The organism is Amycolatopsis sp. PSD-21 (assembly GCF_055561455.1).
In genome coordinates this window covers 6,817,353-6,830,279 of record NZ_CM145712.1, presented here as the reverse complement: position 1 = coordinate 6,830,279, position 12,927 = coordinate 6,817,353, and the positions used below count along the sequence as shown (strand labels likewise).

The following is a 12,927-nucleotide window of genomic DNA, read 5'->3' as shown; positions in this document are numbered from 1 at the left end:
CCGTTACCTGGCAGCCGGGAGCCGGCTGACGATTCCGTCGAGATGCGCCAGGCTCCTGGCCACGTCCCGCTTCGGCAGATCCTCCGGGCTCCCCTCGCTCAGCGCGGTGTCCTGTTCGAGCACGTACCACCCGTCGTAGCCCGCCTCGTGGACGGACCTGACCATCGTTTCGATGTCGACGTCCCCGTCACCGAGGGGGACATAGAGACCTTTACCCACGGCCTCGGTATACGGAAGCCTGCCGGCGCGGACGTCTTCGGCGAGTTCGCCGCGCACGTCCTTGAGATGCAGATGCCCGACGCGTCCGGGGTACCGCTTCGCCAGCGCGACCGGGTCGGTCCCGCCGATCAGGAGATGCCCGGTGTCCAGGCACAGCGGGAGAGCGGAATCGGCGAGGAAGCGCTCGACCTCTTCCTCGGTTTCCGCGTGCGTCCCGACGTGCGGGTGCAGCACGGTGCGAAGGCCGTGGCGCGCGGCGATCTTCTCGATCTCGCCGGAGGTATCGACGAGGGTCGTCCATTCGGTTTCGCTCAGCTTCGGCCGGTCGTCGTAGCCGTCGAGGCCGGTGGCGGCGGCGAGCACGAGCACATCGCCACCGCAGGCCGCGAACAGCGCGGCGGACTCCTCGGCCGCGGCCAACGCGGCTTCGGGATCCTCGTGCAGCACCACGGCGAGGAAACCGCCGACCAGTTCCAGCTCGTATCCGCCGAGCAGCTCACGCAGCGCGGCCGGGTCACGCGGCAGATAGCCGGGCGGGCCGAGCTCGGTGGCGCGCACCCCCAGCTCCGCCATTTCGCCCAGCACGGTCTTCGCGTCGAGCACGCGGCCCCAGCCGGGGACTTCGCAGACGCCCCACGAGATCGGGGCGGCGGCGATCCGGATCCGGGATGTCGGCGCTGTCATCGGCGGCCTCCTGCGGTGGGAACGGTGGGACGGGGATGGGATTAGAGCGCTCTATTGATTAGAGCGCTCTAATCATGTAGCGTCCGTCACAGTAAAGTCAAGGGCAGGGGGACGGTGGAAAATGGCGCGACCGACGATGGAGGACGTCGCCGCGAAAGCGGGAGTGTCCCGTGCGCTCGTGTCGCTGGTGATGCGGAACGCTCCGAACGTCTCCGACGAACGGCGCACGCGCGTGCTGTGCGCGGCGCACGAACTGGGGTACGAGCCGCACGCGATGGCCAGGTCGCTGGCGAGCCGGACGTCGACCGTCCTCGGCGTGATGGTCTCCGACCTTCGCAACGCGTTCTTCGCCGACGTCGTCGAGGGGCTGGACGCGGCGGCGGAAGCGGCCAGGTTCCACTTGATCCTCAACACCGGCGGCCGCAGTCCCGCGCGCGAGCGTGCCGCGCTGAAGAACCTGCTGTCCTTCCGCCCCGCCGGGGTGATCCTGCTGTCGCCGGTGGTCCCCGCTTCGGCGATCGAGGAAGCCGCCGCGCAATGTCCCGTCGTCCTGGTGTCGCGCACTTCGCGCGCCGCGGGGGTGGACACGGTGAACGACGACGGCGAGGCCGGGTCCGCGCTCGCCGTCGATCATCTGGTCTCGTTGGGCCACCGGAGGATCGCCCATCTGGACGGCGGGCTCGCGGCCGGTGCGGCGGCCCGGCGCAGGGGCTATCAGCAGGCCATGCGGCGGCACCGGCTGCCCCCGATCATCGTGCACAGCGAGCATACGGACACCGCCGGGGAGAAGGCCGTGCACGAACTGCTCAGCGACCCTCCGATGGGCGGAATGCCGACGGCCCTGGTTGCGGGCAACGACTTCAACGCCGTCGGCGCGATCTCCGCCCTCGAAGAGGTGGGCCTTCGCGTGCCGGAGGACGTGTCCGTGGTCGGCTACGACAACACCTCGCTCGCCGCGTTGCGCCATCTCTCACTGACCACTGTGGACCAGCCGCGTACGGAAATGGGCAGGCTGGCCGTCGAAGCGCTGCTCGAACGGATCCGGGGCGAACGCGCCGAACCGGTCCGGCATCTGCTGCACCCGTCGCTGGTGGTCCGTTCGACCACCGCCGCTCCAGAAAGGTAACCACATGAGGTTGGGACTCGCCGGCACCGGCCGGATCGGCACTTCGCACGCCGAGACCTTGAAGAGCTTCGACGAGGTTTCCTCCGTGGTCGTCGCCGACGTCGACGCCGCTCGTGCCCAGGCCGCCGCGGCGAAGCTCGGCGTCGAAGCGGCGGCGGACATCCCCTCGCTTTTCGCGTCCTCTTTGGACGGTCTGGTGATCGCCGCGGCGACGGACGCGCATCCGGAGCTGATCCTCAAGGCGGTGGACGCGGGCATCCCGGTGTTCTGCGAGAAGCCGGTCGCCGCCGACATCCCCGGGACGCTCGCGGTGATCGACAAGATCTCCGGTTCGGACGTGCCGGTGCAGATCGGTTTCCAGCGCAGGTTCGACGCGGGTTACGCCGCGGCCCGGGCGGCGGTGGCGTCCGGCGAACTCGGCTGGCTGCACACCTTGCGCGCGACCACGCTCGACCCGGCACCGCCGCCCGCCGAGTACGTCGCGCACTCGGGTGGACTGTTCCGCGATTGCGGGGTGCACGACTTCGACGTCGTCCGGTTCGTGAGCGGGCGCGAGGTCGCCGAGGTCTACGCGGTCGGCGCCAACAAGGGCGAGCGGTTCTTCGCCGACGCCGGTGACGTCGACACCGCGGCCGCGACGCTGACGCTCGACGACGGGACGCTGGCGGTGGTTTCGCTGACGCGCTACAACGGCGCGGGCTACGACGTCCGACTGGAAGTCCTCGGCTCGGCGGGCAACGCCGTGGTGGGCCTGGACGACCGCGCGCCACTGACCTCGGTGGAACCCGGCGTCCAGCCGTTGCCCGGCCCGGCCTACCCCGGGTTCATGGAACGTTTCCGCCCCGCGTACATCAGCGAACTGAAGGCGTTCCTCGACGTCGCCGCCGGTCGCGCGCCGAGCCCGTGCGGCGCGGCGGACGCGCTGGAGGCGTTCTACATCGCCGAGGCGTGCGAGCTCTCGCGCCGCGAACGGCGCCCGGTCCGCGTGGACGAGGTCCGCGTCTGACCGGCCGACACCCGTGACTGGATGGACGACACGCGTGATCAGGCGGACGACACGCGCGTGGCCGGGGCTCGCGCCGAGTCGGCCGTCCAATCACGCGAGACGGCCTTCTGATCACACGTGTCGTCCGTCCAATCACGCGAGACGGCCTTCTGATCACGTATGTCGTCCATCCAGTCACGCGAGACGTCCACTCGCGCACCCGGCGGGGCATACCTGAGGCACGGTCGGCTCCAGCGACCCGACGCAGTCACGAGTACTTGCCGCCGGTACCACGTGCGAAGGTCGAGTTTCCTCAGCCGAACCCTCAAGGCCGTGTCGCGAAAGCCACTTTCGGGACATCCAACGTCGCGAAAGTGGCTTTCGCGACACGGGCCGGGGCAGACTTCGCCCCCCTGCGCCGCACGGACTCACCGTGTCGCGAAGGCAGTTTCCTGCCATGAACGGTCCACCATGAGCCGACTTTCGCTACGGTGACCGCGAACCACGACAGGCGGCCCGGTCCGTGCCGCCGAACGCGCGAGGAGTGCGGATGCAGCCGAATCCACCGCAGCCCGGCTTTCCGCAGCCCGGTCAGCCGACGCCGAGCGGACCTCCGCCGTGGGGCCAGGCGGCGCGGCCCAAGCCGCGGGCCAACACGCCGGCAGCGGTGACAGCCGGCGTCCTCGCGTTGCTCGCCGCTGCCATGCTCGTCTGGTTCGCGCTCTACAACGTCGTCGTCGCCGCGGAGGCGGACGGTCGCCCGCCGGGTATCACGGTGCAGAACATGGCCAGCGGCGTCATCTCCGCCGTGGTCCTGGTGATCGCGGCGGCGTTCACGGTCGCCCGCCGGATTCCCGGCGCCTGGACCCTGTGCGGGCTTTGCCTGTTCTACGTGGTGGCGGTCTTCGTGGGGACGCCCCTGGTGTGGGGCACGCCGTTCGGCGCTCAGGCGAAGTGGCTCTTCAGCTTCGACGACGGCGACAGCACCGCCATGGCACTGACGATCATCCTCGCTGTCCTGGCGGCGATCGCGGCGGCGATCGCCGCCAGTGTGAAGTCGTACGACACCAACGACTAAAGCTCGTCCAGGATCAGCTTCGCGCGTTCCTCGACGAGCCGGTAGCCGGAGCGCGCGGCGAGTTCCAGTGCCAGTTCGCCGTGTGTCCGGGCTTCCGCGAGCTTTCCCAGTTTCAGCAGGGTTTCCGCGAGCCCGGTCCGGGCGGCGGCTTCGCACCAGAAGAAGCTGGTCGTCCGCGCGATGGACAACGCGAGCCGGTAGTGCTCCACAGCTTCCTCGGGCCTGCCGAGCCGCAGGCAGACCTCGCCGAGCCCGGCCAGCGTCCAGGCCTCGGTGCCCCGGTCGCCGATCTTGCGGGTGAGCTCGACGGCTTCGAGCGCGTCCGCGTGGTTCTGCTCGCCCGGGTCGCGCCTGCTTTCGAGCACGGCCCTGCCGGACAGTGCCGTCGCTTCGCCGTAGGTGTAACCCAGCTCGCGGTTGGCCGCGAGCGCCCGGGTGTAGAAGTCGTAGGCGTCGTCGAGGAGGCCGAGATCGCGGTGCACGTTGCCGAGGTCGACCAGCAGCACCGCGACGCTGAACCGGGCGCCGTCGCGTTCGGAGACCGCGAGCGCGCGAGTGAAGTTGGCGAGCGCTTCGTCGAGCTGACCCGTCTGCCAGTACGGGAAACCGAGGTTCGCCAGCGCCATCGAGACGGCGGGCATGTTCAGTTCTTCGCACAGCCGCAGGGATTCCAGCCCGCAGCGGATCGCCTCCTGCGGGTCGCCGAGCCGCTGGTGCACCGCGCTCAGATTGTTGAGCACGGCCGCGCGGCCCGCGTCCCAGCCGTCCAGGAGATCGCCGCGCAGGGCGTTGGTGAGGTGTTCGCGCGCTTCGTCGTAGCGGCCGCTGTTGACGCAGGCCAGCGCGATGCTCAGGTGCATCGCGGCCTGTGCCTGCCCGGCGCCGCTGCGGCGGGCGGCCTGGAGCGCGGTCGAGGCCGTGTCGATCCATTCCGCGTGATGCCCGCGCTGGTGGAAGAAGGCGCGGAGCGCGTCGGCGAGATGCCACGAGAACTCGGGCGGGCCGTGTTCGGCGCTGTGCTCGACGGCGGCGGCCAGGTTCGGCCACTCGGCGTCCAGCCAGGCCAGCGCCTCTTCGGTGTCGGCGAAGGGTTTGGCCGCCGGTTCTTCGCGCGGCAGGCGCAGGAAGTGCGGGATGAGGACACGCCCCGCGGCGTCGGCGGTACTCAGGTAGCTCTCGAAGAGCCGCCTCTCCGCGGCGTCACGGTCGGCCTTCGAGTCCTCCGAGAGCGTGCGTCCCGCCGCGAAACTGCGGAGAAGATCGTGGAACCGGTAGCGCCCCGGGGTGTAGCGCTCGACCAGATGCGCCGCCGCGAGCGCCTTGAGTTGCTGGTTCGCCTTCGAGTGCGCGACACCGGTCAGCGCCTGCGCCACGGGAGCGGTGAACGTCTGGCCCGGAACGAGCGCGAGACGGCGGAACAGCTCCCGGTGCTCCTCGGGAAGCGCCCGGTAGGAGACACCGAACGCCGTGGTCACGGCACTTTCCTCGGCGCCGTCGACGGTCAGCTCCGCCAGCGGGTCACCGCCTGCCAGCTCGCGGGCGAGTTCGGCGATCTCGGGTTCGCCACTGGCACCGAGGTTGGCCGCCGCGATCCGCAGGGCGAGCGGGAGATGCCCGCACAGCCGCGCCAGTTCGGCGGCCGCGACGGCCTCGGCGGCGACGGTTTCGCTGCCCAGCACGGCTTCCAGCAGATGCCGCGCGTCCTCGGCGGGCAGCACGGACAGCGGGAGCGCGCGGGCGCCGGTGCGGGCGATGAGGTCGCCGAGCCGCTGGCGGCTGGTGACCAGGACGGTGCCGGAAGGCGGCAGCAGCGGCAGGACCTGGCCGCTGTCGCGCACGTTGTCGAGCACCAGCAGCACCCGGCGGTCGGCGAGGAGGGACCGGAGCAACGCTGCCCGTGTGTCGGTGTCCGGCGGGATCGCCTTGGGCGCGGTGCCGAGCGCCTGCAGGAGCTGGGTGAGCGCGACGGCCGGGGTGAGCGGTTCGTGGTCGGGGTCGAAACCACGCAGGTCGAGATAGAGCTGGCCGTCGGGGAAGGAGTCGCGGACGCGGTGGGCCCAGCGGACGGCGAGCGCGGTCTTGCCGACCCCGGCGGTCCCGCTGATGACCCAGATGTCGGTGCCCTCGCCCGGGTGCCGGGTCGCCTCGTCGAGCCGCTCCAGCTCGGCCGCCCGCCCGGCGAACCCCCGGACGTCGTGCGGCAGCTGGGCCGGGCGGACCGGCTCGGGCCGGGTCGCGGGTTCCAGCGCGGGATCGGCGCCGAGGATGGCGGATTCCAGCCGCCGCAGCTCCGGCGAGGGATCGAGACCCAGCTCGGTGCCGAGCCGGCCCCGCAGAGCGCGGAAGGCTTCGAGGGCGTCGTCGGTGCGGCCTTCGCGGTGCAGCGCGAGCATGAGCTGCCCGACGAACCGCTGGCGCAGGGGATGCGCGGCGACCAGCTCGGTCAGCTCCGCGAGGACCTGCCTGCCGCGGCCGAGCCGCAGCTGCGCTTCGGCCCGATCCTCCAGCGCCGTCCAGCGTGCTTCGTGCATACCGCCGCGGAGCCGCTGGGCGACCTCGCCGCTCACCACGTCGGACAACGCCTCGCCGCGCCACAAACCGAGCGCCTCGTCCAAAAGCCCGACGGCGGTCTCGTCGTCGGCGTCGCGGGCTCGCGCGGTCAGCTCGGTGAAGCGGTGCAGGTCGACCTGACGCGGATCGACCTTGAGCAGGTACCGAGTCCCCTCGGAGACGATCTCCGGCCCGCCCGCGCCGCGGAACACCGCACGCAGCCTGGACACCAGCGCTTGAACGGTGTTCCGGGCACTGGCCGGGGGTTCTTCGGGCCAGAGGAGGTCGATGATGCGGTCGCGCGGCACCGGTTTGCCCGCCTCCAGCAGCAGAACCGCCAGCACGAGCCGTTGTTTGGGCGAGCCGAGATCGACCGGAACGCCGTCGGCCCACGCCTCGACGGCGCCGAGGACGCGGAACTCCACGCGGCCACCTCCGCTCACCCTCGTCAGAGCCTGCAAGCGTAGTGCAAGCGCCCTGCATCCGGACGGCGTGATGCTTGCCCATGTGTCCACCGAGGACCCGTCGCCGGAACCGTGCCCAACCAACCAGACGGGCAGGACCCCCCATTCGGTTCCGGTACGACGGTGGGCACCTTCGCTTGCACAGGCACCGCCGATCTGAAGGCGGTGGGGGTTGGGGGTAGTGCCAGCTCGACGTCTTCCCCCGTGTCGTCGAACTGGCGCTTCTTCTTACTGGGGCTGGGGTTTTCCGTGAAGGCCCCTTGAGGGATCCAGACTCCCTCAAGGGGCCTTCACGGATTTTTCGCGTGATCACTTGACAGTCGTCGCGGTCTGCCTGCACCCTTTCACTACTTAATTAGTGAAAGGGTGTTGCCAGTGGTCACCTTCCACCTGGACAAGGGCTCGGGCGTCGCGACGTACGTCCAGCTGGTCCAGCAGGTCAAGAACGCCCTCCGCCTGGGGTTGCTGGAGCCGGGGGACCGGCTGCCGACGGCGAAGGAAGTGGTCGCCGAGCTGGCGATCAACCCCAACACCGTCCTCAAGGCCTATCGCGAGCTGGAGCGCGAAGGGCTCGTCGAGGGGAAGCCGGGCCTCGGCACCTTCGTCAAGAAGACGCTCGGCGGCGCTTCGTTCGCGGAGCACACTCGCTTGCGGAAGAGCCTCGGCGCGTGGGTCCGCGACGCGCGCGAATCGGGGCTGGATCAGGAAGACGTCGAGGCGCTGTTCACCTCGGTGGTGGTCGATGGCTTTCGAGGGGAGCGGACGGCATGACCGATAAACCCGTCATCGAGGCGACCGGGCTCGGCAAGCGTTACCGCCGCAAGTGGGCGCTGCGCGACTGCTCCCTCGCCGTCCCGAAAGGTCGCGTCGTCGCGCTGGTCGGGCCCAACGGCGCGGGTAAGACGACCTTCCTGCACCTGGCCGTCGGGTTGCTCGACCCGACCCTCGGCTCGGTTTCGATCCAGGGCACCGCGGCCTTTCTCGCGCAGGACAAGCCGTTGTACTCCGGCTTCAGCATCGCGGAGATGCTCAAGTTCGGCAGGCGCCTCAACCCCGGCTGGGACGACGAATTCGCGCTCAAGCGCATCGATGCGCTCGGGCTTCCCTTGAAGCACAAGGTCGGCAAGCTCTCCGGCGGACAGCGCGCGCAGGTCGCGCTCACCGTCGCCCTCGCGAAACGCCCGGATCTCCTGGTGCTCGACGAACCGCTCGCGAACCTCGACCCGCTCGCCCGCCACGAGGTCATGCGCGGGCTGATGGAGGCGGTCGCCGAGACCGGGATGACCGTGCTGCTCTCGTCCCACGTCGTCTCCGATCTGGAGAACACCTGCGACTGGCTGATCGTCCTCAACGGCGGCCGCGTCCAGGTCAGTGGTGACATCGACGAACTCGTCGCCGGGCACCGGACCTTCGTCGGCCCCGCCGAGGAGGCCGACGCGCTGGCCCGGCGGGTCGCGATCGTGGACGAGGCGAGGGCGGGGCGGCAGGCGACCGTCTTCGCCCGCACCGAACCGGTCCCACTGGGTCCACAGTGGACAGAGCGGCCGGCGAACCTGGAGGAACTGGTGCTCGCCTACCTGCGGCGCCCGGAATCCGCGAGCCTGCCTCGCCCGACACTGGCTTCGGCGTAAGGGGGAACGATGCTCTGGCTCACCTACCGTCAGCATCGCATGCAGCTGGTGATCACCGCCGGTCTGCTCGTCGCCGTCGGGATCGTCCTGCTGGTCAACGGCAACGCCGCGGCGGACAGCCCGACCCCGGCGAAGCTGTTCGCGGATCTCTACCAGTACCTTTCCTGGCTTCAGGTCGTCCCGGTGGCGATCGGCGTGTTCTGGGGCGCCCCGCTCGTCGCGGCCGAATTCGAACGCGGCACCACGAAACTCGCCTGGACCCAGTCGATCTCGCGATTCCACTGGCTCGGCGTGAAACTGGGATTCCTCGCGGTTCTCGCCACCCTCGGCGGGCTCGCGTTCGGCACGATGATGCAGCGCTGGGTGGCGGTCTTCCCCACCGACCGCGGCGACACCGCCTTCACCAGCCGGTTCGACAACCCGGTCCTGTTCGCGATGACCGGTGTCGCGCCGGGCGCGTGGTGGCTCTTCGGGTTCGTGCTCGGCACGGCCGCGGGGGCGCTCATCCGCAAGACGCTGCCCGCCATCGCCGTCACCATCGCGGTGTCGGTGGGTTTGATGATCGGCGTGAGCAACGTCCGTGACCTCTACGCGGAACCGCGGCTCGTCGCGGTGGGCACGGAACCCGTGGGCCGGGTGGTCGAAATGGTCAGGGACGCCGCCGGTGAGATCACCGCGCTCAAGATCCTGCCCGCGGACTGGTACTGGCGGTTCCAGTGGACCGAAGCCGCAATCCTGACCGGCGTCACGCTCCTGCTCGCCGTCGCCGCCACCTTCGCCATCCGCCGCCGCTCCTAGAAAGGCACAGGTGTCGTGGCTCCCTCGGGGCCGGGCCGGGGGTTCATGTTACGAAAGCCACTTTCGCAACGTCGAAGGTTGCGAAAGTGGCTTTCGCAACCCGGCATCTCGCCCCTCTATAGCCGAATCGCCACTCACGAGCCGCACTCGACCAGGGCCTTCACTCCACCGCCGGCCCGCCCGCGAACATGCCACGTTTGCCTTGCCCCTCAAGAGAAAGGCACAGCTTCTTGCTCTGGCTCACCTGGCGGCAGCACCGCACCCAGCTGCTCGTCACCCTCGGATTCCTCGTCGTGCTCGGCGGGATCCTGTTCCTCTCCGGACAGCTCGCCGCCGGCGCCGCGAACGGCAAGACCTCCTTGTACTGCCACGGCGGCGGCGTCCCGTGCCGTGAATACGACGCGGGACTGGAGGATCTCTATCAGAAGGTCTACCCGCTGGTCGTGATGGTGCCGTTCGTTCCCTTGCTGGCGGGTGTCTTCTGGGGCGCGCCGCTGCTGGCCAGGGAGTACGAGCGCAACACCCACCAGCTCGCGTGGACCCAGTCGGTCGGCCGGGGACACTGGCTGGCCGTCAAGTTCGGTGTTCTCGCCGGGTGCGCGATGCTCGCCGGGCTCGCTTCCGGGCAGATGTTCGGCGCGTGGCTGGAAATGTTCCCCGGCAAGTCGGAGAGCTTCGCCGAGACGTCCTACTTCGGTGCGCTCGGGATCGCGCCGGCGGCCTGGTGGCTGTTCGCCTTCGCCCTCGGTGCGGCGGCCGGGGCGCTCGTGCGCAAGACCCTGCCCGCCATCGCGATCACCGTCGCGGTGTTCCTCGCGGCTTCGATCGCCTTGCTGGTGCTGAGGCCGCATTACGCCGAGCCGGTGCGCACGATCGGCGCGGATCCGGCCACCAAGGGGGCGCTGATCGTCGAGCTGGGCAGGGTCACGCCGGACGGCCGCGAGACGAGTTCGCTGGACGAAGTGCCCGGGTGCCCGCTGGGGCTGGGGAAGAGCGCGTGCGCTCAGGCGGCGGGGTATCGGGATTTCACCGTCTACCAGCCCGCCGACCGGTTCTGGCGGTTCCAGTGGACCGAGGCGGGCATCCTGCTCGCCGCGACCGCGGTGCTCGGGGGCGCCGCGGTCGGGGGCACGGTCCGCCGCCGTCGGTGACTGTCCGCTGGTGAACCCGCGGCCGCGATCGACGTCGGCAGGGCGCGACCTGGTCTTCCAGGTCGCGCCGGGTGCCGAGGGCGCCCTGCCACCGCGATAGCGGGGCCTCCGGCCGGGCGGGTTCACGTGTGTGGTCACTTCACGGACGAATCTCAGCTCCGCCCACAGGCGCCGAGACGGCGGCGGACCAGGACCTCAGTCGAGCTGGAGTTCGGGCCGGTACAGGTCGAACCAGTGGTAGAGGTCCAGCGCACGGTCGATCCCGGAGCGCTGGGCCGACGACATCGTGGCCGGGTCCACTTCGGACACCCGGTGCAGCCAGTCGCGGTCCACCAGCTCGAACACCGGGTTGTCCCGTTCGGTCAGGGCCTCCTTGGCCTGCTGCTGCAACGCAGCCGCGTATCCGGGGTCCTGAGTGGACGGATACGGGCTCTTGACCCTGTCCCGCACGGACGTCGGCAGCACGTGTTCGGTCGCGTGCCGCAGCAGGCTCTTTTCCCTGCCGTCGAACGTCTTCAGCGACCACGGCGTGTTGTAGACGTACTCGACGAGGCGGTGGTCGCAGAACGGCACGCGCACTTCGAGCCCGACGGCCATCGACGCCCGGTCCTTGCGGTCCAGCAGCATCCGCACGAACCGGCTCAGGTGCAGGTTGCAGACCGTGCGCATCTTGCGGTCCTGCTCGCTTTCGCCGTCGAGGTGCTCGACCTGGGCGACGGCGGTGGCATACTGGTCGGCGATGTAGCCGGGCAGGTCGAGCTTCTCCTGGACCTCGCCGCGCAGGAGGGCACCCCGCTCACTGGTGAGCCCCATCCGGAAGGCGAGCCAGGGGAACGTCCCCGAGTTCACCGCGGCCTCGTCGTGGAACCAGCGGTAACCGCCGAAGACCTCGTCGGCGGATTCGCCGGACAGCGCCACCGTCGACTCCGCGCGGATCGCCTTGAACAGCAAGTACAGCGACGTGTCCATGTCACCGAGCCCGGCCGGGATGTCCCGCGCGGCCAGCACCTTGCGGCGGACCTCCGGGTCGCTGAGCTCGGCCGGGTTCAGCACGACGTCCTTGTGGTCGGAGCCGACCAGCTGCGCGACGTCGCGGATGAAGGGCGAGTCCGGGGTGTCGCGCACCTCGTCCGGTTTGAAGTTCTCCTCCTGGCCTTGGAAATCGACGGAGAACGTGCGCAGCCGCTCACCCTGTTCGGCCAGCCGCGCCGCGGCGAGACCGGTGACGGCGCTGGAGTCGAGCCCGCCCGAGAGCAGGACGCAGCGGGGCACGTCGGCGATCAGCTGACGGTGCACGATGTCGGTCATCAGCTCGCGCACCCGCTCGACCGTCGTCTCCTGGTCGTCGGTGTGCTGTTTCGCGTCGAGCTTCCAGTACGTCCGCGTGCGGATCCCGGAGCGGTCGACCGTGACGATGGTGCCCGGCCCGACCTCGTGCATGCCCTTCCACAGCGACCAGCCCGGCGTCTTGGTCATGGCCATCAGCTCGCGGAGGCCGTCGGTGTCGACCACCTTGCGCGCCAAGGGATTCGCGAGGATCGCCTTCGGCTCGGAACCGAAGAGGACGCCATCCGGGGTCGGGTAGTAGTAGAACGGCTTGATGCCCATGCGGTCGCGGATCATCACGAGCTTCTCGTCACGCTCGTCCCAGATCGCGAAGGCGTACATGCCGTTGAGGTGGTCGACGACCTCGTCGCCCCACTCGAGGTAGCCGTGGAGCACGACCTCGGTGTCGCTGTCGGTCTCGAACTTGTGGCCCCGCTTGAGGAGTTCCCCGCGCAGCTCGGTGAAGTTGTACGCCTCACCGCTGTAGACCATCGCGGCCAGCCCGGCTTCGGCCATCGGCTGCCTGCCGCCGGGCAGGTCGATGATCGCCAGCCGCCGGTGGCCCAGCGCGACGTTCGGCCGGACCCAGGTGCCCGAGTCGTCCGGCCCGCGGCAGGCCATGGTCTCGGTCATCGCGTCGACGATCTCACGGCGTTGGGTCAGATCCGTGTCGAAGGAGACCCACCCTGCGATTCCGCACATCGCTACCTCCCGGTGATTAGTTAGCGCATACAACTATCCGTAACACCGGTGTAACACGCTTCGGCGGGCTTGTCTGCCCGAATTGCACGCTCCGTCCGCAGTGCGTCACCGTCTGTGGGGCACGTCACCGGGCATCAAGAAGTCGTAAAGGCACCCGATCGGGGCATCAAGAGGCCGTCAGGCGAGGGTCGCGTTGGTCTGTACCAGGCGCAG

The 12,927-nt window shown here is 69.8% G+C and carries 10 protein-coding genes; 7 read left to right on the top strand and 3 right to left on the bottom strand.

Annotated features, from left to right (window positions below; genetic code table 11):
- Positions 1–3 precede the first annotated feature (3 nt).
- Positions 4–903: a sugar phosphate isomerase/epimerase family protein gene (locus ACZ1DY_RS31960; protein ID WP_465481858.1), complete on the bottom strand. Its 900-nt coding sequence runs from the start codon at positions 901–903 to the stop codon at positions 4–6.
- A 121-nt stretch (positions 904–1,024) separates the two neighbouring features.
- Here ACZ1DY_RS31960 and ACZ1DY_RS31955 point away from each other — a divergent pair, with 121 nt between their 5' ends.
- The 3 genes from ACZ1DY_RS31955 (at position 1,025) to ACZ1DY_RS31945 (ending at position 4,092) form a co-directional block, all read left to right on the top strand.
- Positions 1,025–2,029, top strand: a complete 1,005-nt coding sequence (locus ACZ1DY_RS31955; RefSeq protein WP_465481857.1) for a LacI family DNA-binding transcriptional regulator — start codon at positions 1,025–1,027, stop codon at positions 2,027–2,029.
- Between the two features lie 4 nt (positions 2,030–2,033).
- Positions 2,034–3,035, top strand: a complete 1,002-nt coding sequence (locus ACZ1DY_RS31950; RefSeq protein ID WP_465481856.1) for a Gfo/Idh/MocA family protein — start codon at positions 2,034–2,036, stop codon at positions 3,033–3,035.
- A 529-nt stretch (positions 3,036–3,564) separates the two neighbouring features.
- Entirely contained in the window at positions 3,565–4,092 is a 528-nt protein-coding gene (locus tag ACZ1DY_RS31945) for a hypothetical protein (RefSeq protein WP_465481855.1), read from the top strand.
- Here ACZ1DY_RS31945 and ACZ1DY_RS31940 read toward each other — a convergent pair.
- Positions 4,089–7,067, bottom strand: a complete 2,979-nt coding sequence (locus tag ACZ1DY_RS31940) for an AfsR/SARP family transcriptional regulator (protein WP_465481854.1) — start codon at positions 7,065–7,067, stop codon at positions 4,089–4,091. The two genes, ACZ1DY_RS31945 and ACZ1DY_RS31940, sit on opposite strands and share 4 nt — an antisense overlap.
- 414 nt (positions 7,068–7,481) lie before the next feature.
- Here ACZ1DY_RS31940 and ACZ1DY_RS31935 point away from each other — a divergent pair, with 414 nt between their 5' ends.
- The 4 genes from ACZ1DY_RS31935 to ACZ1DY_RS31920 all read left to right on the top strand — a co-directional run bounded on the left by ACZ1DY_RS31935 (position 7,482) and on the right by ACZ1DY_RS31920 (position 10,686).
- Positions 7,482–7,877, top strand: coding sequence for a GntR family transcriptional regulator (locus ACZ1DY_RS31935; protein ID WP_126733463.1), 396 nt, complete (start codon positions 7,482–7,484; stop codon positions 7,875–7,877).
- The gene (locus ACZ1DY_RS31930) at positions 7,874–8,737 is read left to right on the top strand and encodes an ABC transporter ATP-binding protein (protein WP_465481853.1); all 864 of its coding nucleotides are present in this window, start codon (positions 7,874–7,876) and stop codon (positions 8,735–8,737) included. Before ACZ1DY_RS31935 ends, ACZ1DY_RS31930 begins: the two co-directional genes overlap by 4 nt.
- 9 nt (positions 8,738–8,746) lie before the next feature.
- Positions 8,747–9,535, top strand: a complete 789-nt coding sequence (locus ACZ1DY_RS31925; protein WP_465481852.1) for an ABC transporter permease — start codon at positions 8,747–8,749, stop codon at positions 9,533–9,535.
- A gap of 230 nt (positions 9,536–9,765) precedes the next feature.
- Positions 9,766–10,686 (top strand): ABC transporter permease, encoded by a 921-nt coding sequence (locus tag ACZ1DY_RS31920; RefSeq protein WP_465481851.1) that lies wholly within the window; start codon positions 9,766–9,768, stop codon positions 10,684–10,686.
- A 195-nt stretch (positions 10,687–10,881) separates the two neighbouring features.
- On the opposite strand, the gene asnB is transcribed toward ACZ1DY_RS31920, so the two are convergent.
- On the bottom strand, positions 10,882–12,714 hold the full coding sequence (gene asnB / locus ACZ1DY_RS31915) for an asparagine synthase (glutamine-hydrolyzing) (RefSeq protein ID WP_465481850.1): 1,833 nt from the start codon (positions 12,712–12,714) through the stop codon (positions 10,882–10,884).
- Positions 12,715–12,927: the final 213 nt, after the last annotated feature.